This window comes from Streptomyces sp. R35, assembly GCF_041053035.1.
Classification (GTDB): domain Bacteria; phylum Actinomycetota; class Actinomycetes; order Streptomycetales; family Streptomycetaceae; genus Streptomyces; species Streptomyces lutosisoli.
Map to the genome: position 1 here is coordinate 8,927,266 of NZ_CP163440.1, position 22,670 is coordinate 8,949,935.

The window sequence follows — 22,670 nt, forward strand, 5'->3', positions numbered from 1 at the left end:
TACCGAACCGCGAACCGCCCGGGCGGAATTCAGAAGTTCGGCTTTGGTTGACTGACTACTGCTTGAGTGACTCGTGCTGGACCGAGGCGACTTGACCGAGGCGAGGGAATGCACACGAGCGGTTTTCCCTCCCCATGAATCCCCCACATACCGGGGACGCTTTCCGAAGCGGTGTCCCCGCACAGCTCCCGCCGCCAGGGGTCGGGCGGCGGGAGCTGTTTCCCCTTCACCGGCCGGGCCATGAGAGAGGTACCACTGTGAGCACCACAACGCGCTACCAGCTGACCGCACCGGTGCGCCGGGCTCTCACCTCCGGCCATCTCGCGCACATGGTGACCCTCAACCCGGACGGCAGCCCGCAGGTGGCCTGTGTCTGGGTCGGACTCGACGAGGAGGACCGGGTCGTCTCCGGCCACCTCTACGAGCAGCAGAAGATCCGCAATCTGCGCCGCGACCCGCGGGTCGCCCTCTCCATGGCGTCGGGGGCCAAGAGCCCCGACGGCATGGAGTACCACTTCGTGGCGCACGGCACCGCCGAAGTCCTTCAGGGCGGCGCCGTCGCCCTGCTCGGCCGGATCGCCGTGCCGTACCTGGACGCCGGAGCGTCCTGGCCCGCGGACCGCTTCGCGAACGCCACCGGCTTCGTCGTCCGCGTCACCATCGACCGGGTGACCGGCTTCGGCCCCTGGGACTGAGCGGTCCCGGGCACATGCAGACACGGGACACGAGAAAGGCCCGCGGTCGCCCGGACCGGCAGTGAAGACGTCCTGCCGGTCCGGATGCCACGGGCCTTCGCGAGCCCTCCGCGGCGCCCCTCAGGCCGCCTGCGGTGAACGCGCGGCCGCCCAGATCTCGCTGTGCACCGAGTGGCTGTCGAAGCTGTCCTCGACAGCGAGCAGATCCGCGTACGGGGCCTCGCCGTTGACGATCCGGCCGAGCAGCCGGAAGTAGTCGAAGCGGTCGACGCCCGGCGTGATGGTGATCAGCAGCTCTGCCTCCGAGCCGGGTACGGCGGCGAAGGCGTGCGGCATGAACGGCGGTACGACCACCAGGTCGCCGCGGCCCGCCTCGACGACCTTGTCGTCGTTGAGCAACTGCACGGCGCCGGCGACGACATAGAACAGCTCCGACGAACGGGCGTGATAGTGCGGCGCGGAGCCGTCGGCGCCCGGGGCGAGCAGCACCCGGTGGCAGCTGAGCGCCCCCGCGGTGCTGCCCGCGTCGGTGAGCAGAAACGCCGCGCCGGTGGAGTGGCTGATGGTCTCGGCCTCAGCGCCCCGAACGAGCACGGGTTCATGGCGGAATGCAGACATCCTTTTACCCTCCCGAGAATTCCGGTGACTGCTGTTGTATCCACAACGCATATTCCTGTCCACGGAACTTGACGCAGTGCGGCGACGACACCCGGACAATTCCCCGCGTGCGTACGTGATTTCGAAACACTCGACCCAGTCTTGATAGGACGGGCTGCGTCGCACTTTCTTCGGCAACGCACCGCGACCCACCGCAACGCATTCGAAGGGGAATCATGAGACCGCAAATGAACCGCAGAAGCCTCCTCGGCGCCGGTGTCGCCCTGGGGGCGGGCGCCGCCACCACGGCCGCCGTGGCGAGCCCCTCCCGGGCGCAGACCACCGAGGGCGCGGACGCCGTCGTCGACACGGTGGTCGTCGGCGCGGGCCTCGCGGGGCTGACCGCGGCCCGCAAGCTGGTCGCCGCCGGCAAGAAGGTGCTGGTTCTGGAGGCCCGCGACCGGGTGGGCGGCCGGGTCCACGACATAGGTCTGGCCAACGGCGGAACCATAGAGCGCGGCGGCCAGTTCACCGGCCCCACCCAGACCCGGCTCCAGGCGCTGGCCGACGAACTCGGCGTCAAGACGTTCACCGGCTACAACACCGGCGAGAGCATCTACTACACAGCCGACGGCACCCTGATCCGCTACAGCGGCGCGCTGCCGCCCATGGACAACGACTCCTACCAGGCCCTCGGCCAGGCCATCTACCAGCTCGACACCCTCGCCTCGACCATCCCCGTGGACGCGCCCTGGACCGCGCCCAAGGCCGAGGAGCTCGACGGGCAGACCTTCGCGAGCTGGATCGAGGGCAACGTCACCAACGCCAACGCGAAGACGATCCTGCATCTGATGTCCAACGGCGCGCTGTCCGCCGAGTCCCGCGACATCTCCCTGCTGTGGATCCTGAACTACATCGCGGTCTCCGGGAACGAGACCAACCCGGGCAACCTCACCCGGCTCATCAGCACCCTGGGCGGCGCCCGCGACTCGCGCTTCGTCGGCGGCCCCTACCAGCTCGCCACGAAGATGGCCGCGGCACTCGGCAGCAAGGTCGTGCTCAAGGCCCCGGTCCGGCGGATCGTCCAGTCGGGCAGCTCGGCCCTCGTCGTCGCCGACGGCCTAGCGGTGACGGCGAGTTCGGTCGTCGTCGCCCTCCCGCCCACCCTCGCCGGCCGCATCGTCTACAGCCCCGCGCTGCCCGCCACCCGCGACCAGCTCACCCAGCGCTTCCCGCTCTCCTCCATCGGCAAGGCGATCGCGGTCTACGACAAGCCGTTCTGGCGGGACGCGGGCCTCAACGGCCAGGTGGCGGCCCTGACCGGCACCACCCGCAGCACCTTCGACAACTCGCCTCCCGACGGCTCGTACGGCGCCCTGCTCGCCTTCCTCGACGGTGACCAGATGCGCGCGGTCGAGGACAAGAGCGACGCCACCATCAAGCAGCTGATCCTCGACGACCTGGCGCGCTACTTCGGCTCCCAGGCGGCCACGCCCACCGAGTTCGTGCTGGGGCGCTGGGACGCCGAGGAGTACACCCGCGGCGGCGCCCCCGGCTTCACGCCGCCCGGCGTCCTCACCCGTTTCGGCTCCTCCATCAGGAAGACCGCCGGAGTCATCCACTGGGCGGGCGCCGAGACCGCGACCTTCTGGAACGGGCACATGGAGGGCGCCGTCCGCTCCGGCGAGCAGGCCGCCGCGGACATCCTCAAGGGGTGAGACGGACCTCCTCACAGGTGAATCAGCCCTGCTCGACGGGCGTGCGGGCGCATCCCGGCCGACCGGGACGCGCCCGCACGACTCAGCGCTGCCGCTCGGTCAGCACCGGCTCGGCCGCCGGCAACCGTTCCGCCGACGCCGGCCCTGCCGCCGGCAACTGTTCCGTCGGCACCGGCTCGATCGCGGGCAGGTGTTCCGTCGGCACCGGCTCGATTGCGGGCAGGTGTTCCGTCAGTACCGGCTCGGGCGCCGGCAGCGGATGCAGCCCGACCCCCGCCAGCGCCTGCTGATAGGCGCCCAGCGCCTCGGCCGACCGCCCCTGCTGCTGCCAGAAGTCGCCGAGCCTGCGCCACAGCTTCGACGTCTTCCTGCCTGGTGCGAGCCGGCCCAACTGCCGTACGGCCTCCTGGAACGCGGACTCGCCGCGCCCGCTCTCCCCGGTCGCGAAGAGCGCCTCACCGAGGATGAACCGCGCCTCGACGACCTCCACGGTGTCCTGCACGCTGAACAGGCCCAGCGCCCGCTCGGCGAGGGTCACCGCCTCCTCGGCGCGACCGCACCTCAACGTGGCCCAGGCGACGCCCATTTCGGCGAGCGCGCACTCCAGGGCGGTGCCGACTTCGGCCAGATCGCGCCGCGCCTCCTTGAGGAGCCGCAGTGCCCGCGCGGGCTCCGGCGCATGGGATTCGAGCAGCAGGATGCCGTACGAACCCTTGAGCATCGCCTGATGCCGGACGTTGTCGGTCTGCGCCATGAGCACCAGGGCCCGCTCGATGAGGGCGAGCGCCTCACTGGTCCGGCCGCGGGAGTGGGCGACCAGGCCCGCGTTCCAGTACGCCGAGCCGCGCGTCGCCCGCGAACCCGTGGAGTCCGCGGTCTCGACCAGCCGGGCGGCCAGCATATGAGCCCGGGGCAGGTTGCCGCGAAGCTGGTAGCAGCCCATCAGGGCGGTGCCGAGCTGCACATGGTCGTCCGTCATCTCGAGCCCGAGATCGTCCAGAGTGCGGGTGGCCTTCTCGCCTATCTCGATGCTCATGTCCAGGTCACCGGCGGCGCGATAGCAACGGCACAGCGCGATCGCCAGCTGGGCCCACTCGGCGGAGCCCGGTGTCGTGTCGGGTGATTCATAGAGGGCGTGCAGGAGGTGGAGAGCGGGCTCGGTGCGGCCCAGTCGTTCCATGGTCAGGGCCTGCCCGAGCTTCGCCCTGCGCAGCGCCGGCGCGTCGAGGAGCGGGGCGGACTCGAGGACTTCGGCGTAGGACTGGAGGGCCTCGCCGTACGCCCCGTTGCGCAGCGCGATGTCCGCGAACGCGAGTTTGAGCCGGAGCTCCTTGCCGCGGTTGTCGTCGCGTCCGGTGCGCAGATACTCCACGGAGCAGCCCACGCGGTCGGCGAGCGCTTCGAGGACCGCGGGCGACGGCATTCTCTTGCCCGTCTCGATCAGGGACACATAACTGACGGATATGTCTTCGGAGGCCAGGTCCTGTTGGTTGAGGCCGCGCCGCCGGCGCTGCTCACGCAGACGCCGGCCGATGCCGCTGGACACGCTCAGTGGCGGTTTCATGTTTCTCCAGGGGCTTACTGACATGCCCTTGCACAGCATGGGGGGTGGTTGCGGGCACGGTGCGACTTCTTGTTTACCGCCATTTGTCAGTGTGTCAATGAGGCTGCCGACTCAATGGCCGAAGTCTGTTCCCCTCCTATTGCCGTCGCACCCGCTCCGACGTGCTGTGCCGCAGCTGACCGCCACACTGTGTCAGATTTGATTGACTGTCCGATGTGCATGGACTTGACTACGGAAGTCAAATTCCCTCTGGGGAAGGGGTCGAACCATGCCCAGGATGCCCGATGGCCGGCGGCACCGCTGAGCCGCCCGCGCGGCCGAGGACCGAACCCTGGCTGTCCCGTACGCCCGCGCCGGACGCCACCGCCCGCGTGTTCTGCTTTCCGTACCCGGGCCTCGGTGCCTCGACCTACCGGCACTGGCCGGACCGCGTCGGCGGCGCCGAACTCTGCCGGGTCCAGCCGCCCGGCCGTGAGGCGCGCCGGGGCGAGGAGCACTACGGCACGTACGAGGCGTTCGCCGCACGGGCCGCCGACGCGCTGCTGCCCTGGCTCGACCGGCCCTTCGCCCTCCTCGGGCACAGCACCGGAGCGCTGCAGGCCTTCGCGCTCACCGTGCGGCTGGTCCGGCGGCAACTGCCGTTACCGGCAAGGCTCTTCGTCTCCTCCCAGCTGGCGCCCCACCACGGTCCATGGGGGCCGCTGCTGCGGATGACCGACGCGCAGCTCGTCACCGAGATCGGCAGGCTCACCCGGGTCATGGGCGGCGCGGAGTCGCTCGCCACCCTCACCGCGGGGCTGCGCGTCCTGCGGGCCGACGTCACCGCCGCCCGGCGCTACAGCGTGCAGCTCCCGGTGCCCCTGCCCATCGGTGTGCACGCCATCGGCTGGCGCGACGACGACCAGGTGGCGCCGGAGCGGATGGCGGGCTGGGCGGCCTGCTCGGCGCAGGGCGCCTTCCGCCGCGTCACCCTTCCCGGCGGGCACCATGCCTTCCTCGACGCACCACCGCCGCTGCTCGCCGAACTCGCCCACGAGCTCGGCGAGTTCACCTATGACAGTGACCGGCATCACATCGACGAACTGTCGCAGCGGCGCACCGTCGCCCGTCCTGAAGTCACCCATCGTTCCCGGGCAGCCGGGGCCTGATTCCTGGAGTTGTCATGCAAGTTCTCGTCGCCGGCGGGACCGGCGTCATCGGTCGGCAGCTGGTGCCGCTGCTGCGCTCGGCGGGCCACGACGTGGTCGTGCTGTCCCGTCCCGGACGCAGCGCGACGGCCGCCGACCGGCTCGGCGCGAAGGTCGTCGAGGCCGACGCCCTGGACCGCGCGGCCGTCGCCAAGGCGCTGCGCTCCGCCGCACCGCAGGCTGTCGTCAACATGCTCACGGCCATCCCGGCCGAGATCAATCCGCGCCGCCTGGCCAAGGACTTCGAACTGACCAACCGGCTGCGCACCGAAGGCACCCGCAACCTCTTCGAAGCCGCCCGCGACATCGGCGTACAACGGGTCGTCTCGCAGGGCCTCGCCTACGCGTACGATCCGAGCGGCACGGGCGCCGCCGACGAGGATGCGCCGCTGTGGAAGAACCCGCCCAAGCAGTTCGTGCCGGTGCTCGGCGCGCTGCGTGACCTGGAGCGGCAGACGCTGCTCGCCGAGGGCGCCGTCCTGCGTCTCGGGCACCTCTACGGGCCGGGCACGATCTACGCCCCCGACGGCTCGTTCGTCCAGCAGGTGAGGGCGGGCAAGGTGCCCCTGGTCGGCGGCGGCACCGCGACCTTCTCCTTCACCCACACCCGGGACGCCGCCGCCGCGGTGGTCGCGGCGCTCAAGTCCGACTACAACGGCGTACTGAACGTGGTGGACGACGAGCCCGCGCCGATGAACGTCTGGCTGCCCGAACTGGCCGACATCCTCGGCGCGCGGGGGCCCAAGGGCGCGCCCGCCGCGCTCGCCCGGATGGCCGTCGGCGGCTGGGGCGTCGCCTTCATGACCCAGCTGCGCGGCGCGGACAACGCCCGCGCCAAGCTGCAGCTCGACTGGACCCCGCGGTACCCCACCTGGCGTACCGGGTTCACCGCGGAACTGCGCAACACGGCCTCGCCGGCCGCTGCTTGAGGAGCGCGCGGCCCGAACCCGGCGGCGGCCTGAGCGGCTGACTGATCCCGGGAAGGCGGTGGCGGTGCGTCTCACGCGACACCGAGACGTACCGCCCCGTCCAGCCGGATGACCTCGCCGTTGAGCATCGGGTTCTCCACGACATGGGTGACCAGCGAGGCGAACTCGTCGGGCCTGCCCATGCGCCCGGGGTGCGGAGTCTGCGCCACCAGCGAGGCCCGCATGTCGTCGCGCAGGCCCGCGACCATCGGAGTCTCGAACAGCCCCGGTGCCACGGTCACCACCCGGATCGCATGCTTGGCCAGATCCCGTGCGAGCGGCAGCGTCATACCGGTGACGCCCGCCTTGGACGCCGCGTAGGCCGCCTGTCCCGCCATGCCGTCGAAGGCCGCGATGGACGCCGTGCACACCACCACGCCCCGGTCGCCGTCCTGCGGCTCGTTGCCGGCCATCGCCTCGGCCGCCAGTCGTACGACATTGAAGGTGCCGAGCAGATTGACGCGGACGACCTCCTCGAAGTCGGCGGCCGGCAGCGGGCCTCCACGGCCCAGGACCCGGCCCGTCCGGGCGGAGCCCGCGCAGTTGACCGCGATACCGAGTCGGCCCCTGCGCATCGCCTCGGCGACCGCGGCCTCGACGTCCTCCTCGCGGGAGACGTCGCCCCGCACGAAGCCGATGTCGTGGCCGAGTTCGGCCGCCGCCTTCGCGCCCCGCTCGGCGTCGCGGCCGGTCAGCACGACCTGGGCCCCCGCGGCGAGCAGCCGCCGGGCCAGGGCGAGTCCCAGGCCCGAGGTGCCGCCCGTGATGAGGGCGACGTTCCCTTCGATGTTCATGACTCCTCGTCTCTTCCGGTACGTGTCTCAGTGCCGTGGGGTCTCGCTGGTCGAGGCCCAGGGGGCCAGGGGCTGTTGACTTCAGTGGGGCCGTTGGCCTCAGTGCCCTCGGAACGCGGCGGGCCTGCGTTCGACGAACGCCGCGATGCCCTCGGCCGCGTCCGCGGTGCGCGCGGTGGCCCGCAGCGTCGTCGACTCGTCCTCCAGATGCTCGGCCAGCGCCCGGCGCGACGCCGCGCGCAGCAGCCGCGCGCTCTCGCCGAAGGCGCGGGTGGGTCCCGCGGCGAGCTGCTCGGCGACCTGCCGGGCCCGCTCGGCGAGCCGCCCGGCCGGTACGACCTCGGTGCACAACCCCCACTCGACGGCCTCCTCGGCCTTCAGTACATGGCCGAGCAGGGTCATCCGCTGGGCCCGGCGCAGTCCGACGAGATGGGGGAGCTGATGGCTGGTGGCGGCGTCGGGGGTGAGCCCGAGCGCGGCGTACGCCGACCGGAAGGTGGCGCCCTCCTCGGTGAGCAGCACGTCCGCGAGGCAGGCGACCCCGAGTCCGGCACCCGCGACATGGCCGCCGGCCGCCACCACGAGGGGGGCGTCGTTCGCGACCAGCCGGGCGAGCGCCGCGTGCAGATGGCTGGTCACCTCCAGGAGGTGACCGGGGATGTCCGGCTGGGCACGGAAGCTCTTCAGGTCACCGCCGACACAGAAGTGCGCGCCGGCGCCGGAGAGCAGCACGCACCGGGCCCGGGCCACCGGCTCCAGGTGCACCGCGTCCAGCAGTTCGCGGGCGAGCGTCAGATCGATGGCGTTCCGCCGCTCGGGGCGGTCGAGGAGGATGTGCGCCACCCCGCCGCCCCAGGTGACCCGGATCGTGCTGAACTCCCGGCTCCCGAGCGGGAGTTCAGCGACCGTGGTGACCGTCATCTCAGGAACCCAGCAGGAAGTCGTCTTCCGCGGCCCAGCGGATGACCGTACCGCCGTGGCTCATGCCGGCCCCGAAGGAGACGAGCACGACGTTGTCGCCCGGCTTGACGCGGCCCGCGTCGATCGCGTCGCGCAGGGCCAGCGGGACACCCGCGCCCGAGGTGTTGCCGTACCGCTCGACCGTCGTGAACGTACGCTCCCAAGGCAGCCCCACCTTCTCCATCAGGGCCTCGATCATGTGGTAGTTGGCCTGGTGGAAGATGATCAGGTCGATGTCCTCGACCGTCATTCCCTCCGCCTTGACCAGCTGCTCGACGAAGCCCGGGATGTGCTCCAGGGCGAAGTCGCGGACCGAACGGCCGTGCATGTACGAGTAGTTGTTGCCGAACGCCGACAGCTTGGGGGTGCCGTCCGGCCAGGTCCGCTCCTCGCGCTTCACATACGCCGTGTGGTACGAGCTGGGGTCGCTGGCCAGCAGCGCCGAACCGACCCCGGTGCCGGGAGCGGTCGGCTCCAGCAGATAGCAGGCGGCGCCGTCACCGAAGATGACGCCCACCGTGCGGTCCTCGGGGTCGAAGAGCTTGGTGTTGACGTCGGCGAGCACGACCGCGACCCGGCGGTAGTCACCGGACTTCACGAACTTGGCGCCCACGTCGAGGGCGAAGACCCCGCCGGGGCAGCCGCCGCTGTTCACGTCGAAGCCGGGCACCCCCTGGATGCCGGCCTTGCGCATGATGCCCACGGCCGCGGCCGGGATCATGTGGTCCGGCGTGTAGGTACCGCAGATGACCAGGTCGAGCGAGTCCGGGCTGACCCCCGCGCGCTCGCAGGCGTCGAGGAGGGCGGCGGCGCCGAGGTCGGAGGTCCACTCGTCCGGGGCGGACCAGCGTCGTTCCTTGATGCCGATGAACTTGCTGATCCACTCGTCGGTGGTGTCGAGCAGCTCCTCCAGTTCGGCGTTGGTGACCACCCGGTCCGGGATACGGCCGCCTACGGCCTTGATGCCGACACCGTGCGAGGTCTTCTTGGTGAGTTCCATCGGACGCGACTCCTGTGGTTTGGGTTTCCTGGGCGGGACGGTGGGGGCCGGGGGCGGCTCGCGTGGAGCCGCCTCCCCTGCCCTGCGGAACAGCCGGGGCCTTCTGGGCTTTCGGCCTTCCGGCCCGTCCTTTTGGGAATCGGTCCGGATTTCCTTGCCGCACAAATAGAATCGCGCATTTGGGAGTAGGCGGTAATGCACTTGTGGACTGCTCGGTCGGGGTACCCGAATGGGTAGGGTGTCGAATGGGTAGGTGCACCCTGCCGAGAAAATCAAAAAATGGCGTGCCGCGAGTGCGGCACGCCATTCGGGAGATGTGCGGATTATGCTGGCTGTGCGGCCCTGATCAGCCCTTCTTGGAGGGCAAGGGCGACCGCCAGAGTCCGGTTGGGGGAATTGAGCTTGGCCAGGAGATTGGTGACGTGACGTTTTATTCCGTGCTCGGAAATTCCGAGTCGCCGGGCTATCTGTTTATTGCTCAGGCCCTCGGCGAGCAGATGAAGCACCTCTCCTTCCCGGGGGGTGAGGGAAATTCTGCGGGCGGGTCGCCGCGTCTGTCGCGACATGAGTGTGCGGGCCATTCCGGGCGGGAGCGGAATATCCCCGGAGTGCACCCGGTCCAGCGCTTCACGGAGCTTCTCGACGGTCACCTCCGCCTGCATCAGAAACCCGTGGGCGGCGAGCAGGGTGGCTTCGTCGACGGCGTCCGGGTCCGGGCCTTCGAGCAGCAGCAGAGCCTTGGCGCCGTGCTGGACGGCTCCCCGTACGAGGGCGGGGGTGTCGGGGCCGGAGCCCAGGCAGAGCACGATGTCGGGCCGCTGCGCGGGCAGCAGCGCGAGCGCCTCCGCCGCCTTGCCGCAGGCCCACACCGATCCCATGGTGGGGATGCTCTTCAGCATGGAGCGGACTCCGTGGCTGAGCAGTTCGTTGTCGAGGACGACGAGCGCGGTGATCCCGGGGGCGCTCAACGTGCCACCCCCGCGAAGGCCTTGGCCACCGTGGCGACCCGCCGGCCGAGATGCCGGGCGGTCTCGGCGTCGGCCTTGGTGACGGCCTCCGGGCCCTGGTCGGTGTTGGCCTGGGCACCGGCGCCGAGCGTGATGCCGAGCCGGTTCAGATCGTGCTCGGAACCGGTCGAGGAGCACCAGCCCGGCGTCAGGTCCAGGTTGACCCAGTGCATGCCGTGCTGCGAGGCGAGGATGGCGAAGTACTGCAGCGTGTGCAGCTTGTCCCCGTTCATCGCGCCCGCCACGGTGAAGCCCGAGGCCACTTTGTCCTTCCAGGCCCGCGCCGCCCACCGCTTCGACGTCGACTCGGCGAAGACGTGGAAGGCGGCGGACGCGGACCCCATGTAGGTGGGGGAGCCGAAGACGATCGCGTCCGCGGCGTCGAGCGCGGCCCACTCCTCCTCGGTGATGCCGTCCACCGCGATCAGCACGGCGTCGGCACCCGCGTCGGCCACCCCGTCGCGCACCGCCTCGGCGAGGACCGTGGTGTGCCCGAATCCGGAGTGGTAGGCGATGGCGACCGTGGTACCCATGTGCGTACTCCAATGAGAGGTCAGTCCGGGTCGACGGGCGTGAACGCGACGGCGAGTTCGGCACGCAGCCGGTCCAGGTCCCGCGCGTGGCCGTGCGCCGCCACATGTCCGTCCGGTCGGATCAGGTGGTAGCCCGCCCGCCGGCAGCCGGTGAGCGGTGCGGCCCGCTCCTTGCGCAGCCGCACCACCCTCAACCGCGGGTGGGCTTCGGCGAATTGCTCCGCCGCCGCGAGTACGTCAGGTCCGCTGACCGCCAGCGTCCAGGCGTTCGGATCCACTTCGGGGCCCGCGATCCCGTACGACACGGCGAGCGGCCGCGGGAAGACGGAACCGGGCTTCAGAGCGCGTGGACCGCAGCCGCGCCGGCCGGAGGGCACCTGGCTCTCCCGCTCGGGCCGGTAGGCCAGCCTGCGCCCCGCCATCACGGGCGCGTACAGCCGGGACACCAGCCCGGTGCGGTCGAGCAGCCGGAAAGCGGCGTCCCGGGCCAGCACCTTCGGCCGGCTCCCGGCCATCCACGCCCGGGTCTGCAGATCCGTGTCGCGGACGATGCGACGGGTCGCCTCGGCGCGCTCGGGGCCGTAGCTCAGGAGCAGTTCGGCCGGGGAGCTGCCGTGGACGACCGCGGCCAGTTTCCAGGCGAGGTTGTGCGCGTCCTGGAGGCCGTTGTTCATGCCCTGCCCGCCGGCCGGGCTGTGGACGTGGGCCGCGTCGCCCATCAGGAAGACCCGGCCGCGCTGGAAGTCGGTGGCGTGCCGGGCGTGCACCCGGAAGACGGTCTGCCACACCGGCTCGGTGATCCGCACCCCGCGCGGGCCCCGCTCGTCCAGGATCCGCTGCATCATCGCGACGGTGACCTCGCCGCCGCCCTTCGGCATCACCGACAGGAACCGGAAGACACCGTCCGGCATCGGCACGATCACCAGCGTGCCCGTCGACGCCTGGTAGTACAGCACCTGGTCCGTGGGCAGTTCGCCCTCGATCCGCGTGTCGATCAGCGCGAACGCCATCTCGTACGTACTGCCGTGGAAGCCGATGCCGAGCTGGCCGCGGACCGAACTGCCCGCCCCGTCCGCGCCGATCACCCACGGCACATGGGTGCGCTCCAGGGTGCCGTCCGGGTGTTCCAGCAGGGCGGTCACCCCGTCCGTGGCGTCGATCCGCCCGGAGAAGTCCACACCGTCGAGGCACAACAGCCGTACGCCGCGCTCGACTTTGCCGCCCAGCTCGTGCAGCCGGGCCGTCAGCAGGCCCTCGGTCACGGGCTGCGGGAGGGTGCGCGAGGCCAGGTCCTCGGCGAAGCCGAAGGTGGCCAGCGGGCGGCCGCCGGAGAAGTAGGAGAAGGCGTTGATCCGGTTCGAGGATCCCTTCAACTCCTCACCGACTCCCAGGTCTTCGAGAATGTCCATGGCGCGCGGCCACAGCGACAGCGCCTTCGGGACGGTCATGGGCTCCTCGGCCCGGTCGACGATCCGCACCCGCACCCCGCGCCTGAGCAGCTCACAGGCGGCCAGCAGACCGGTGGGGCCACCGCCGACGACGAGCACGTCGACGTCGGCCCGCACCACGGGCCGCGCGCTCACGTCTGCTCCTGGAGCCGGCGCGCGAGCTCGATCCGCTGCACCTTCATCGTGGCCGTACGCGGCAGTTCGCTCAGCGGCAGCTGCACCGGGGCGGCGAGCTGCGGGTAGTCCGCGGCGGCCGCGCGCCAGCGCTCGGGGTCCAGCGGCACGTCCTTGCGGGTGCTCACCACCGGCACCGGCTCCTGGCCGGGACCCGGTACGAGGACCAGTTCGGTCAGCTCCGGCAGCTTCGCCAGGACCGCGTCCTCCACCTCCAGGGTGCTGTGCACACCCGGTATGTGGTCGACCTCGCGGTCCAGCAGATGCAGACAGCCCCACTTGCTGCGGTAGCCGATGTCCATCCCGCGCCACCAGGTGCCGATCGCCTGCTTCTCGAAACGCTCCTTCTCTCCGTAGTACGTCACCGCACGGCCCGGCGTGTAGACGTCGATGTACCCGGGGTTGGCCCTCGACGGGCGCTTGCCCCCACGCCCCACCAGCCGGAACTTGGTGATGCCCGGCATGGCGTAGCCCAGGCAGCGGCCGTTGGCCTTGTGGGCGTTCCTGCGCGTGTAGCCGCGGCCGACCAGCGGGCCGCACTCGCTCTGCCCGTAGATCTGGAAGAACAGCGGGGCGCGCCGCTCGGAGGCCTTCAGGAGCCGGTCCATCGTGCCCGGGTGGATCGCGTCGAACGTACTGCTGAAGTACTTGACGTTGGCGAACGGCCTGCGCGGGTCGTCGGCGATCTCCTCCCACTCCAGGAAGGAGTTGGGGTGGGTCTCCAGGAATCCCGGCCGGGTCCGCGCGAACAGCTCGGCGGTCTTCTCCGGATCCCCGTCCTCCATGATCACCACCGGCATGGCCCGCGGCAGCAGCACCGCCATCGCCAGGAACATCCGCGAGTGCACGAACGACACGTGTACGGCGACGGTCTCCCGCTTGCGGATCAGCGCGGCGAGCCGGTTCTGCGGACGGAACCGGCCGCGCAGCGTGCGCGCCGAGTGCACGACGAGCTTCGGCAGCCCCGTGGTACCGGACGTGTGGGTCATCAGCGCGGGCCGGTCGGGATCGTTGAACACCGGCTTCTGCCGGGGCGCGCCCGCGAGTGCGGTCAGCGAGACCGCCCCCTCGCGGTGCCCGGCGGCCAGCACGACCCGCTCGGTCAGCTCCGCCAGCGAGAAGTCCGCCAGCGAGCCGTCGAGCTTCGCGACGTCCGTCACCAGATACGGCCGCTTCAGACGGCCGAGGAGCGCGGCGACACTGTCCCCGGGCAGTGCGGGGGACAGCATCACGGGCACGGCACCGATCCGGGACGCGCCGCTGGCCAGGATGTAGATGTCGAAGTTGGACGTCTTGTGGATGGCGACATGGGCGCCGGGCCGGACGCCGGCGGCCCACAGCCGGGCCGCCATGTCATCCACGTGCTCGGCGAGTTGACCGACGGTCAGCTCCCGGCCGGTACCGGGCAGGACGTCCAGGTCGTGGTCGAGCGTCAGCGGTGTGGCGCCGTGCTTGGCCGCCGCATGCTCGGCGACCACGCCGAGATACAGCCCACTGCGCCGTACAGGAATCCGGGGCATTGCGTCTCTCTCCTCGATTGCCTCGATTGCCGGGCGGACCGCCCCGCGACTACTTGGCGGACTTCTGGGCGGACGTCCCGGCGGCGGGGTGCGCGGCGAAGCGCTCCCGCAGGAACTCCGCGTCCGCGGGCTGGATGGTGAGCTTGAAGGCGTCCCGCAGGGTCTCGACGATCTCGTCCGCGGTCAGCTCGACGTGCTCCAGACGGCCGTCCGGGTACTGCGTGGTGAGCACCTGGTTCTTCAGGACGAGCCGGGTCTTGTCGTCGCCGCGCTGCGCGATCAGATGGCTGAGTCCGCCCGGCGGCATGAACACCGAGCGCGGGTCCGCGTACGAGAAGTGGTTCACCATGTCGAAGTCGAGGAAGTAGTGCGGCTCCAACTGCCAGGCGTACACGTCGAACCAGCCGTCGGAGTGCAGGCTCTGCAGCACCCAGTCGTCCTCGTCGCGCTGCAGCCGCCAGGTCCACTCGCCGACGGTCACGGTGCCGTCGTGCCGGAACGGCAGGGGCTCCAGCGGACTCTCGTCGCCGAAACCGGGGTCGGCGAACCAGAGTTCGCCCTCCACCTCCACCAGCAGCACGGCGTGGGAGCGGGTACGGACGGTCTGCGTACCGCGGCGCACGCGCGCGAGGTGGCGCACCAGCGGGAAGCCGAGCCGGTCGAGCGCCGCCGCGAACAGCAGGTTGCTCTCCAGGCAGCAGCCGCCCTGGCCGCGGCCCACGATCTTCTCCTGCACGCTCTCGATGTCGAGTGCGATACGCCGGCCCACGGCCGAGTCCACGATCTCCCAGCTGATGGCGTCGGCGTGCGCGCGGTGCAGCCGGCGCAGGGTCTCCAGGGTGGGGGTGCGCGGCCCGTCGTATCCGATACGGGCCAAGTAGGCGTCGAGATCGAGCAGTTCCGTCTGCCACTCCGAGTCGGAACCGGGCGGCAAGGGAAGAACGCTGCGAGCCATCGGGCAAACCTCTCTTCAAAGCACGGGAAGGCATCGGCGAGCTCCACCGGGGAGCTTTGGACGCGTTGTCGGCCGACTACGCACTGGTGAGTGTGCGAGGGCCCGAAGCCGGTGGGGAGGACGGCCGTCGCAGTCCGTCAGATGACCGGGAAGTCCGTCAGGTCGGCGGTGCGCGCGGGCCCGCGGCGAGCTGACCGGGGACGCCCTGTACGGGGGCGGGCGTCCTGAGCGGAGGCTTCCTGTACGGGGGCCGACGACCTGGTTAGGTGGGTCCCATGACTGCGATCCGACTGCTCCTCGTCGACGACGATCCCCTGGTGAGAGCCGGACTGTCCTTCATGATGGGCGGCGCCGACGACATCGAGATCGTCGGGGAGGCCGCCGACGGCAGCGAGGTGGAGGCGCTCGTCGACCGCACCCGGCCGGACGTCGTCCTCATGGACATCCGGATGCCGACGGTCGACGGACTCACGGCCACGGAGCGGCTGCGCGCCCGCAAGGAGGCGCCCCAGGTCGTGGTGCTGACCACCTTCCACGCCGACGACCAGGTGCTGCGGGCACTGCGCGCGGGAGCCGCCGGGTTCGTGCTGAAGGACACCCCGCCCGCGGAGATCGTGGCGGCGGTACGACGGGTCGCGGCCGGTGATCCCGTGCTGTCGCCCTCCGTCACCCGCCAGTTGATGGAGCACGCGGCCGGCGGCGCGCCCGACGCCCGCCGTACCACCGCCCGCGACCGCGTCGGCGCCCTCAACGACCGCGAACGCGAGGTCGCCGTCGCAGTGGGGCAGGGCAGGTCGAACGCCCAGATCGCCGCCGAGCTGTTCATGAGCGTCGCCACCGTCAAGACCCACGTCTCCCGCATCCTCGCCAAGCTCGACCTCAACAACCGTGTACAGATCGCCCTGTTGACGTACGACGCCGGACTTCTGGAGGAGGACGGGCACTGATCGGGGGCCGCACGCGTTGTTCGGGGCAACGGGAGGGGAACCATGATTGATCTGGGGGAGTACGGGACGGGGTTCACGAGAGACCCGTATCCGGTGTACGCGGCGCTGCGTGAGCGAGGCCCCGTCCACTGGGTGCGGACACCGCCCCCGGGCGCGTACGAGGGCTGGCTCGTCGTCGGGTACGAGGAGGCGCGGGCCGCGCTCGCCGACCCGAGGCTGTCCAAGGACAGCACCAAGATGGGACTGAACTCACTCGACGAGGAGCTGATGGGCCGGTATGTGCTGATCACCGACCCGCCCGAGCACACCCGGCTGCGCTCGCTCGTCTCGGGCGCGTTCACCATGCGACGCGTGGAGGCGCTGCGCCCGCGCGTCCAGCAGATCACCGACGAACTGCTGGACGCGATGCTGCCGAAGGGCCGCGCCGACCTCGTGGACTCCTTCGCCTATCCGCTGCCCATGACGGTCATCTGCGAGCTCCTGGGCATCCCGGACATCGACCGGGTCGCCTTCCGCGCCCTGTCGAGCGAGATCGTGGCGCCGTCCGGCGGAGACAGTGAACTCGCCGCCATCGAGCAACTGGCCGCGTATCTGGACGAGTTGATCGAGGACAAGCGTTGTACGGCACCGGCCGACGACCTGCTCAGCGCCCTCATCCGCACCCGCGCGGAGGACGGCGACCGGCTCTCGGGCGACGAGCTGCGCGCGATGGCGTTCATCCTGCTGGTCGCGGGCCACGAGACGACGGTCAACCTGATCACCACCGGGGTGCACACCCTGCTCACCCACCCGGACCAACTCGCCGCGCTGCGCGCCGACATGACCCTCCTGGACGGCGCGGTGGAGGAGATGCTGCGCTTCGAGGGACCCGTGGAGACGGCGACGTACCGCTACGCGGCCGAGCCGATGGAGATCGGCGGGAAGTCCATCGCGGAGGGTGACCCTGTCATGATCGGCCTCGACGCGGCCAACCGCGACGCGGCGTACTGCCCTGACCCGCACCGCTTCGACATCCACCGCGCCCCACAGGGTCATCTCGCCTTCGGACACGGCATCCACTACTGCCTGGGCGCCCCCTTGGCCCGCCTCGAAGCCCGTGTCGCACTGCGCTCGCTGCTGGAGCGCTGCCCGGATCTCGCCCTCGACGGGCCGCCCGGGGACTGGCTGTCCGGCATGCTGATGCGCGGCCTGCGCCACCTCCCACTCCGCTGGTAACCACGGGAGTCCTTCGCCCCTGCCGCCCCTACCCGTCCCCCCTATAAAGATTGCGCAGTTCCCCGCGCCCCTTAAGGGGCGCGGGGAACTGCGCAACAAGCCCCCACCGGCCCGCGGCCGAACGAACCAGGGCGGGCGGGGGGATCGCGGGGCGAAGCCCCGCGCCGTCAGGGGCGCGGGGCTGTGACATTTGCGGCTCCGCCGCGGGGCGCGAGCAACCCCCACCTACCCGCAGCCGACACACAACCGAACGGGGTCTGGGGCGGAGCCCCAGAAGGATGGGACGGGTAGGGGCGGCGGGGGCGAGACAGCGCAGGCTCAGGCCCGCGCGCCCGGGATCTCAGCGAGCCGCACCGGACGCCGCTCCCGCCGGGACACCACACAGGCCTCGGCGATACGCAACGCCTCCAGCGCCTCACGCCCGTCGCACGGATTGCCCCGCTCACCACGCACCACCTCGACGAACGCCGAGAGCTCAGCCTCGTACGCGGGCCCGAACCGCTCCAGGAACCCCATCCACGGCTTGTCGGCAGGCGGTGGCCCGGCCGGTTCGGTGGACGCGATCGGCGTCCGGTCGTCGAGACCGACGGCGATCTGGTCCAGTTCTCCGGCGAGCTCCATCCGGACGTCGTAACCGGCACCGTTCAGCCGAGTCGCCGTAGCCGTGGCCAGCGTCCCGTCGTCGAACGTGAGTACGGCCGCGGCGGTGTCGATGTCACCCGCCTCGCGGAACATCGCGGGCCCGGCGTCAGACCCCGTCGCGTACACCTCGGTGACCTCGCGGCCGGTGACCCAGCGCAGCATGTCGAAGTCGTGGATCAGGCAGTCCCGGTAGAGCCCACCGGAGAGCGGGAGATAGTCGGCCGGGGGTGGCGACTGGTCGGACGTCATCGCCCGGACCGTGTGCAGCCGCCCGAGCCGTCCCGAGCGCACCGCCTCGCGCGCCGCCGTGTAGCCCGTGTCGAAGCGGCGCTGGAAGCCCAGCTGCAGTACCGTCCCGGCGGCGTCGACCTCGGCGAGTGCGGCCAGCGTGCCCGTCAGATCGAGCGCGATGGGCTTCTCGCAGAAGACCGGGAGCCCGGACCGTGCTGCCCGACCGATCAGTTCGGCGTGGGCCGAAGTCGCCGCGGTGATGACCACGGCGTCGACACCCCAGGTGAAGATCTCGTCCACGCTGGGCGCCGCCGTCGCGCCCAGTCGGTCCGCCAGCCGATGGGCCCGCGCGGTGTCCGCGTCGGTGACGATGAGGGAGCCGCCGACCTCGCGGTGACGGCTGAGAGTGGTCGCGTGGAATGTACCGATACGACCCGCTCCGATAAGTCCGATGCGCATGGGAACAGTGTGGGCGAACCCGGCACCGTGTCAATGGTTTGTCCGGACAATCGAACTTCACAACTTCCCGTCAACATCTCCCAGAGCTACGCTCGGCGCGTGCCGAAACCAGATGTCGATCCGACCGTGTCGCTCCAGCTCAGCGTCGACCGCAGCAGTCCGGTCCCGCTCTACTTCCAGTTGTCCCAACAGCTGGAGGCCGCGATCGAGCACGGGACGCTGACCCCGGGCAGCCTCCTGGGCAACGAGATCGAGCTCGCCGGGCGGCTCGGGCTGTCCCGGCCCACGGTCCGCCAGGCCATCCAGTCCCTCGTCGACAAGGGCCTGCTCGTACGGCGCCGAGGCGTGGGCACCCAGGTCGTACACAGCCAGGTCAAGCGCCCGATGGAGCTCAGCAGCCTCTACGACGACCTGGAATCGGCGGGCCAGCGCCCGGCGACCCAGGTGGTCCTCAATACCGTCGTACCGGCGTCCGCCGAGGTCGCGGCCGCGCTGGGCGTGGCCGAGGGCAGCGACGTACACCGTGTGGAGCGGCTGCGCCTCTCCCACGGGGAGCCGATGGCGTACCTCTGCAACTATCTGCCCCCCGACCTGCTGGAGCTGGACAGCGACCAGATGGAGGCCACCGGGCTGTACCGGCTGATGCGCGCGGCGGGCATCACCCTGCACAGCGCCCGGCAGTCCGTCGGCGCCCGCGCGGCCACCGCGGAGGAGGGTGAGCGGCTCGGCGAACCGGCCGGCGCACCGCTGCTCACCATGCAGCGCACGACCTTCGACGACACGGGCCGGGCCGTCGAGTTCGGCACCCACATCTACCGGGCCTCGCGCTACTCCTTCGAGTTCCAGCTCCTCGTCCGTCCGTAGCCCGTTCTCGTACGCCTGCCTGACTGACCCGCGCCCCGCGCGGGCCTCGCCGTGCCACCGAGGCCCGCCGTCGTCACCGAGAAGGGCGTGCCGCCGGGGGAGATGTCCAGCGCGCGTGGGACCCGCTGGTGGGGTGCATGTTCCCCGTGATTGATACTTGGACGTTTGGGCCGGTGGGACACCGGCCCGCGAGGGCCTACGGAACGGCCCTCCGGCCGGCCCGCAGGGCCCGGCGCACCAAGGAGCAAGCAAGAAGGGCACGGCCTCGTGGCACGCACTCGAACCTGGGTAAGCATCGCGCTCGCAGCGGCGCTGGGGGTGTCCCTCGCGGGATGCAGCAGCACCGGCGGGAAGCGGGCCGAGGACGCCCGCAAGGCGGCGGCAGCCCAGGGCAAGGCCGCGGTGAACACGCCCAGGTGGACCTTCGCGATGATCACCCACTCGGGCGACGGCGACACCTTCTGGGACATCGTGCAGAACGGCGCCAAGCAGGCCGCCGTCAAGGACAACATCAACTTCCTGTACTCGCACAACGCCGAGGCGCAGCAGCAGGCGCAGCTCGTGGACGCCGCGGTCGACAAGCAGGTCGACGGCATCATCGTCACGCTCGCCAAGCCCGACGCCATGAAGGCGGCCGTCGCGCGCGCCGAGAAGGCCGGCATCCCGGTGATCACGGTGAACTCGGGCTCCGAGGAGTCCAAGGCGTTCGGCGCGCTCACGCACATCGGCCAGGACGAGACGATCGCCGGTGAGGCCGTCGGCGAGGAGCTGAACAGGCGCGGTAGGAAGAAGACCGTGTGCGTCCTGCACGAGCAGGGCAACGTCGGCCACGAGCAGCGCTGCGCGGGCATCAAGAAGACCTTCCACGGCACCGTGGAGAACCTCTACGTCCAGGGCACCAGCATGCCCGACGTGCAGTCCTCCATCGGCGCCAAGCTGCAGGCCGACAAGTCCATCGACTCGGTCGTCACGCTCGGCGCCCCCTTCGCCGACACCGCGGTCAAGGCCAAGCAGGACGCGGGCAGCAAGGCCGAGATCGACACCTTCGACCTGAACGAGAAGGTGGCCGCGGAGCTCAAGAGCGGCACGCTCGGCTTCGCCGTCGACCAGCAGCCGTACCTCCAGGGGTACGAGGCCGTGGACCTGCTCTGGCTGTACAAGTACAACGCCGATGCCCTCGGCGGCGGCAAGCCGGTCCTCACCGGTCCGCAGATCATCACCAAGGACCAGGCCGCCGCGCTGGAGGCCTACGCCAAGCGGGGGACTCGATGAGCACCACGGCACCCGCACCCGCCCCCGCGTCGTCGCCGGACACCAAGGCCGACGAGCGGCTCCTGAAGACCTCGCGACTGCGCAAGCTGATGAACCGCCCGGAGCTGGGCTCCGTGGTCGGCGCGATCGCCGTCTTCGTCTTCTTCGCGCTCTTCGCCGACAGCTTCGTACGGGCCGCGAGCCTGAGCACCGTGCTGTACGCCTCGTCGACCATCGGCATCATGGCCGTCCCGGTCGCCCTGCTGATGATCGGCGGCGAGTTCGACCTCTCCGCGGGCGTCATGGTGACCAGCTCCGCGCTGATCTCCTCGATGTTCAGCTACCAGATGACCGCGAACGTCTGGGTCGGCGTCTTCGTCTCGCTGCTGGTCACCCTGGCGATCGGCGTCTTCAACGGCGTCATGCTGACCCGCACCGACCCCCCGAGCTTCATCATCACGCTCGGTACGTTTCTGATGCTGACCGGCATGAACCTCGGCTTCACCAAGCTGATCAGCGGCACGGTCTCCACGAAGTCGATCTCCGACATGGAGGGCTTCTCCTCCGCCAAGGACGTCTTCGCCTCGACGATCACCATCGGCGGCGTCGACTTCAAGATCACCATCCTGTGGTGGCTGGCCCTGGTCGTCGTCGCCACCTGGATCCTGCTGCGCACCCGCGTCGGCAACTGGATCTACGCCGTCGGCGGCGGCGAGGAAGCGGCCCGCGCGGTCGGCGTCCCGGTCGACAAGACCAAGATCGGCCTCTATATGGGCGTCTCCTTCGGCGCCTGGATCTCCGGCCAGCACCTGCTGTTCTCGTTCGACGTCGTGCAGTCCGGCGAGGGCGTCGGCAACGAGCTGATCTACATCATCGCGGCCGTCATCGGCGGCTGTCTGATCACCGGCGGCTACGGCTCCGCGGTCGGCGCGGCGGTCGGCGCGCTGATCTTCGGCATGGTGAGCAAGGGCATCGTGTTCGCCGAGTGGAACCCGGACTGGTTCAAGTTCTTCCTGGGAGTGATGCTGCTCCTGGCGACCCTGCTCAACCACTGGGTTCGCAAGCGCGCGGAGGCGACGAAGTGACCACGGACGCGGACATGACCACCGACTCGGCCGCCACGGACCGTACGGCGCTCGTCGAGCTCGACGACGTCAGCAAGTACTACGGCAACATCCGCGCCCTCGAAGGCGTCTCGCTGGAGGTCCACGCCGGGGAGATCACCTGCGTGCTCGGCGACAACGGCGCGGGCAAGTCCACCCTCATCAAGATCATCGCGGGGCGGCACCAGCACGACGCGGGCACGCTGCGCATCGAGGGCGAGGAGACCCGGCTGTCCTCCCCGCGCGAAGCCCTGGACCGCGGAATCGCCACGGTCTACCAGGACCTCGCCGTCGTCCCGCTGATGCCGGTCTGGCGGAACTTCTTCCTCGGCTCCGAGCCGACGAAGGGCGTCGCCCCCTTCAAGCGCATGGACATCGACCTCATGCGCAGGACCACCCATGCGGAGCTGCTGCGCATGGGCATCGACCTGCGCGACGTCGACCAGCCCATCGGCACCCTCTCCGGCGGTGAGCGCCAGTGCGTGGCGATCGCCCGCGCCGTCCACTTCGGAGCCAAGGTCCTCGTCCTCGACGAGCCCACCGCGGCCCTCGGCGTGAAGCAGTCCGGTGTGGTCCTCAAATACGTGGCCGCCGCACGGGACGCAGGCCTGGGTGTTGTGTTGATCACCCACAACCCGCATCACGCGTATTTGGTGGGCAATCGCTTTGTGCTGCTGAAGAGGGGCACGATGTACGGCAGCTATGCGCGGGACGAGATCACACTGGAGGAGCTCACGCGCCAGATGGCCGGGGGCAGCGAGCTGGACGATCTACGCCATGAACTGGAAAGCACGGGGTGACTGGAGCGCCCCATAAGGGGCGCGGGGCTGTGACATTT

21 protein-coding genes are annotated in these 22,670 nt (G+C 70.5%); 10 read left to right on the top strand and 11 right to left on the bottom strand.

Going from position 1 to position 22,670, the window contains the following annotated elements; all coding sequences use genetic code 11:
- Positions 1 to 257: 257 nt before the first annotated feature.
- The gene (locus AB5J50_RS40145) at positions 258 to 695 is read left to right on the top strand and encodes a TIGR03618 family F420-dependent PPOX class oxidoreductase (protein WP_369263575.1); all 438 of its coding nucleotides are present in this window, start codon (positions 258 to 260) and stop codon (positions 693 to 695) included.
- Between the two features lie 120 nt (positions 696 to 815).
- Here the strand turns inward: AB5J50_RS40145 and AB5J50_RS40150 are convergent, their stop codons facing one another.
- Positions 816 to 1,313 carry a cupin domain-containing protein gene (locus AB5J50_RS40150; protein ID WP_369263576.1) on the bottom strand — a complete coding sequence of 166 codons (498 nt, stop codon included), beginning with the start codon at positions 1,311 to 1,313 and terminating at the stop codon, positions 816 to 818.
- Positions 1,314 to 1,540: 227 nt separating this feature from the next.
- Between AB5J50_RS40150 and AB5J50_RS40155 the strand changes: the two genes are divergently transcribed.
- Complete coding sequence (locus AB5J50_RS40155; protein ID WP_369263577.1) at positions 1,541 to 3,010, top strand: flavin monoamine oxidase family protein; 1,470 nt, start codon at positions 1,541 to 1,543, stop codon at positions 3,008 to 3,010.
- An 82-nt stretch (positions 3,011 to 3,092) separates the two neighbouring features.
- On the opposite strand, the gene AB5J50_RS40160 is transcribed toward AB5J50_RS40155, so the two are convergent.
- Positions 3,093 to 4,574, bottom strand: coding sequence for a helix-turn-helix domain-containing protein (locus AB5J50_RS40160; protein WP_369263578.1), 1,482 nt, complete (start codon positions 4,572 to 4,574; stop codon positions 3,093 to 3,095).
- Between the two features lie 284 nt (positions 4,575 to 4,858).
- Here AB5J50_RS40160 and AB5J50_RS40165 point away from each other — a divergent pair, with 284 nt between their 5' ends.
- Positions 4,859 to 5,722, top strand: coding sequence for a thioesterase II family protein (locus AB5J50_RS40165; protein WP_369263579.1), 864 nt, complete (start codon positions 4,859 to 4,861; stop codon positions 5,720 to 5,722).
- A 14-nt stretch (positions 5,723 to 5,736) separates the two neighbouring features.
- Positions 5,737 to 6,690 (top strand): NAD-dependent epimerase/dehydratase family protein, encoded by a 954-nt coding sequence (locus AB5J50_RS40170; RefSeq protein WP_369263580.1) that lies wholly within the window; start codon positions 5,737 to 5,739, stop codon positions 6,688 to 6,690.
- A 71-nt stretch (positions 6,691 to 6,761) separates the two neighbouring features.
- On the opposite strand, the gene AB5J50_RS40175 is transcribed toward AB5J50_RS40170, so the two are convergent.
- The 8 genes from AB5J50_RS40175 to AB5J50_RS40210 all read right to left on the bottom strand — a co-directional run bounded on the left by AB5J50_RS40175 (position 6,762) and on the right by AB5J50_RS40210 (position 15,120).
- Positions 6,762 to 7,523 carry an SDR family NAD(P)-dependent oxidoreductase gene (locus tag AB5J50_RS40175; protein ID WP_369263581.1) on the bottom strand — a complete coding sequence of 254 codons (762 nt, stop codon included), beginning with the start codon at positions 7,521 to 7,523 and terminating at the stop codon, positions 6,762 to 6,764.
- Positions 7,524 to 7,622: 99 nt separating this feature from the next.
- The gene (locus AB5J50_RS40180) at positions 7,623 to 8,444 is read right to left on the bottom strand and encodes an enoyl-CoA hydratase-related protein (RefSeq protein WP_327433030.1); all 822 of its coding nucleotides are present in this window, start codon (positions 8,442 to 8,444) and stop codon (positions 7,623 to 7,625) included.
- 1 nt (position 8,445) lies between these two features.
- On the bottom strand, positions 8,446 to 9,483 hold the full coding sequence (locus tag AB5J50_RS40185; protein ID WP_330308341.1) for a ketoacyl-ACP synthase III: 1,038 nt from the start codon (positions 9,481 to 9,483) through the stop codon (positions 8,446 to 8,448).
- A gap of 323 nt (positions 9,484 to 9,806) precedes the next feature.
- Positions 9,807 to 10,451, bottom strand: a complete 645-nt coding sequence (locus AB5J50_RS40190; protein WP_369263582.1) for a response regulator transcription factor — start codon at positions 10,449 to 10,451, stop codon at positions 9,807 to 9,809.
- Positions 10,448 to 11,023 carry a flavodoxin family protein gene (locus AB5J50_RS40195; RefSeq protein ID WP_330308343.1) on the bottom strand — a complete coding sequence of 192 codons (576 nt, stop codon included), beginning with the start codon at positions 11,021 to 11,023 and terminating at the stop codon, positions 10,448 to 10,450. The genes AB5J50_RS40190 and AB5J50_RS40195 overlap by 4 nt, the downstream gene beginning before the upstream one ends.
- Positions 11,024 to 11,043: 20 nt before the next feature.
- Positions 11,044 to 12,606, bottom strand: a complete 1,563-nt coding sequence (locus AB5J50_RS40200) for an FAD-dependent monooxygenase (protein ID WP_369263583.1) — start codon at positions 12,604 to 12,606, stop codon at positions 11,044 to 11,046.
- Positions 12,603 to 14,165 carry a class I adenylate-forming enzyme family protein gene (locus AB5J50_RS40205; RefSeq protein WP_369263584.1) on the bottom strand — a complete coding sequence of 521 codons (1,563 nt, stop codon included), beginning with the start codon at positions 14,163 to 14,165 and terminating at the stop codon, positions 12,603 to 12,605. Before AB5J50_RS40205 ends, AB5J50_RS40200 begins: the two co-directional genes overlap by 4 nt.
- 49 nt (positions 14,166 to 14,214) lie before the next feature.
- Complete coding sequence (locus AB5J50_RS40210; RefSeq protein WP_327433036.1) at positions 14,215 to 15,120, bottom strand: arylamine N-acetyltransferase; 906 nt, start codon at positions 15,118 to 15,120, stop codon at positions 14,215 to 14,217.
- A gap of 275 nt (positions 15,121 to 15,395) precedes the next feature.
- On the opposite strand from AB5J50_RS40210, the gene AB5J50_RS40215 reads away from it, so the two are divergent.
- Positions 15,396 to 16,067: a response regulator gene (locus tag AB5J50_RS40215; RefSeq protein ID WP_369263585.1), complete on the top strand. Its 672-nt coding sequence runs from the start codon at positions 15,396 to 15,398 to the stop codon at positions 16,065 to 16,067.
- A gap of 42 nt (positions 16,068 to 16,109) precedes the next feature.
- Positions 16,110 to 17,282 (top strand): cytochrome P450, encoded by a 1,173-nt coding sequence (locus AB5J50_RS40220; protein ID WP_369263586.1) that lies wholly within the window; start codon positions 16,110 to 16,112, stop codon positions 17,280 to 17,282.
- 318 nt (positions 17,283 to 17,600) lie between these two features.
- Here the strand turns inward: AB5J50_RS40220 and AB5J50_RS40225 are convergent, their stop codons facing one another.
- Positions 17,601 to 18,614 (bottom strand): Gfo/Idh/MocA family oxidoreductase, encoded by a 1,014-nt coding sequence (locus AB5J50_RS40225; RefSeq protein ID WP_369263587.1) that lies wholly within the window; start codon positions 18,612 to 18,614, stop codon positions 17,601 to 17,603.
- A gap of 126 nt (positions 18,615 to 18,740) precedes the next feature.
- Here AB5J50_RS40225 and AB5J50_RS40230 point away from each other — a divergent pair, with 126 nt between their 5' ends.
- From AB5J50_RS40230 to AB5J50_RS40245, 4 genes are all read left to right on the top strand, one after another.
- Complete coding sequence (locus AB5J50_RS40230) at positions 18,741 to 19,478, top strand: GntR family transcriptional regulator (protein WP_369265645.1); 738 nt, start codon at positions 18,741 to 18,743, stop codon at positions 19,476 to 19,478.
- 267 nt (positions 19,479 to 19,745) lie between these two features.
- A complete protein-coding gene (locus AB5J50_RS40235) occupies positions 19,746 to 20,750 on the top strand; it encodes a sugar ABC transporter substrate-binding protein (protein WP_369263588.1) in 1,005 nt (334 codons plus the stop codon).
- Positions 20,747 to 21,814, top strand: a complete 1,068-nt coding sequence (locus tag AB5J50_RS40240; protein ID WP_369263589.1) for an ABC transporter permease — start codon at positions 20,747 to 20,749, stop codon at positions 21,812 to 21,814. The genes AB5J50_RS40235 and AB5J50_RS40240 overlap by 4 nt, the downstream gene beginning before the upstream one ends.
- Positions 21,815 to 21,828: 14 nt before the next feature.
- A complete protein-coding gene (locus AB5J50_RS40245; protein WP_327435277.1) occupies positions 21,829 to 22,632 on the top strand; it encodes an ATP-binding cassette domain-containing protein in 804 nt (267 codons plus the stop codon).
- Positions 22,633 to 22,670 lie beyond the last annotated feature (38 nt).

Excerpts from the sequence above, each read along its gene's own strand:
- AB5J50_RS40150 (WP_369263576.1), bottom strand. The coding sequence starts at position 1,313 with ATGTCTGCATTCCGCCATGAACCCGTGCTCGTTCGGGGCGCTGAGGCC.
- AB5J50_RS40155 (WP_369263577.1), top strand. The coding sequence starts at position 1,541 with ATGAACCGCAGAAGCCTCCTCGGCGCCGGTGTCGCCCTGGGGGCGGGC.
- AB5J50_RS40160 (WP_369263578.1), bottom strand. The coding sequence starts at position 4,574 with ATGAAACCGCCACTGAGCGTGTCCAGCGGCATCGGCCGGCGTCTGCGT.
- AB5J50_RS40165 (WP_369263579.1), top strand. The coding sequence starts at position 4,859 with ATGGCCGGCGGCACCGCTGAGCCGCCCGCGCGGCCGAGGACCGAACCC.
- AB5J50_RS40170 (WP_369263580.1), top strand. The coding sequence starts at position 5,737 with ATGCAAGTTCTCGTCGCCGGCGGGACCGGCGTCATCGGTCGGCAGCTG.
- AB5J50_RS40175 (WP_369263581.1), bottom strand. The coding sequence starts at position 7,523 with ATGAACATCGAAGGGAACGTCGCCCTCATCACGGGCGGCACCTCGGGC.
- AB5J50_RS40180 (WP_327433030.1), bottom strand. The coding sequence starts at position 8,444 with ATGACGGTCACCACGGTCGCTGAACTCCCGCTCGGGAGCCGGGAGTTC.
- AB5J50_RS40185 (WP_330308341.1), bottom strand. The coding sequence starts at position 9,483 with ATGGAACTCACCAAGAAGACCTCGCACGGTGTCGGCATCAAGGCCGTA.
- AB5J50_RS40195 (WP_330308343.1), bottom strand. The coding sequence starts at position 11,023 with ATGGGTACCACGGTCGCCATCGCCTACCACTCCGGATTCGGGCACACC.
- AB5J50_RS40205 (WP_369263584.1), bottom strand. The coding sequence starts at position 14,165 with ATGCCCCGGATTCCTGTACGGCGCAGTGGGCTGTATCTCGGCGTGGTC.
- AB5J50_RS40210 (WP_327433036.1), bottom strand. The coding sequence starts at position 15,120 with ATGGCTCGCAGCGTTCTTCCCTTGCCGCCCGGTTCCGACTCGGAGTGG.
- AB5J50_RS40215 (WP_369263585.1), top strand. The coding sequence starts at position 15,396 with ATGACTGCGATCCGACTGCTCCTCGTCGACGACGATCCCCTGGTGAGA.
- AB5J50_RS40220 (WP_369263586.1), top strand. The coding sequence starts at position 16,110 with ATGATTGATCTGGGGGAGTACGGGACGGGGTTCACGAGAGACCCGTAT.
- AB5J50_RS40225 (WP_369263587.1), bottom strand. The coding sequence starts at position 18,614 with ATGCGCATCGGACTTATCGGAGCGGGTCGTATCGGTACATTCCACGCG.
- AB5J50_RS40240 (WP_369263589.1), top strand. The coding sequence starts at position 20,747 with ATGAGCACCACGGCACCCGCACCCGCCCCCGCGTCGTCGCCGGACACC.
- AB5J50_RS40245 (WP_327435277.1), top strand. The coding sequence starts at position 21,829 with ATGACCACCGACTCGGCCGCCACGGACCGTACGGCGCTCGTCGAGCTC.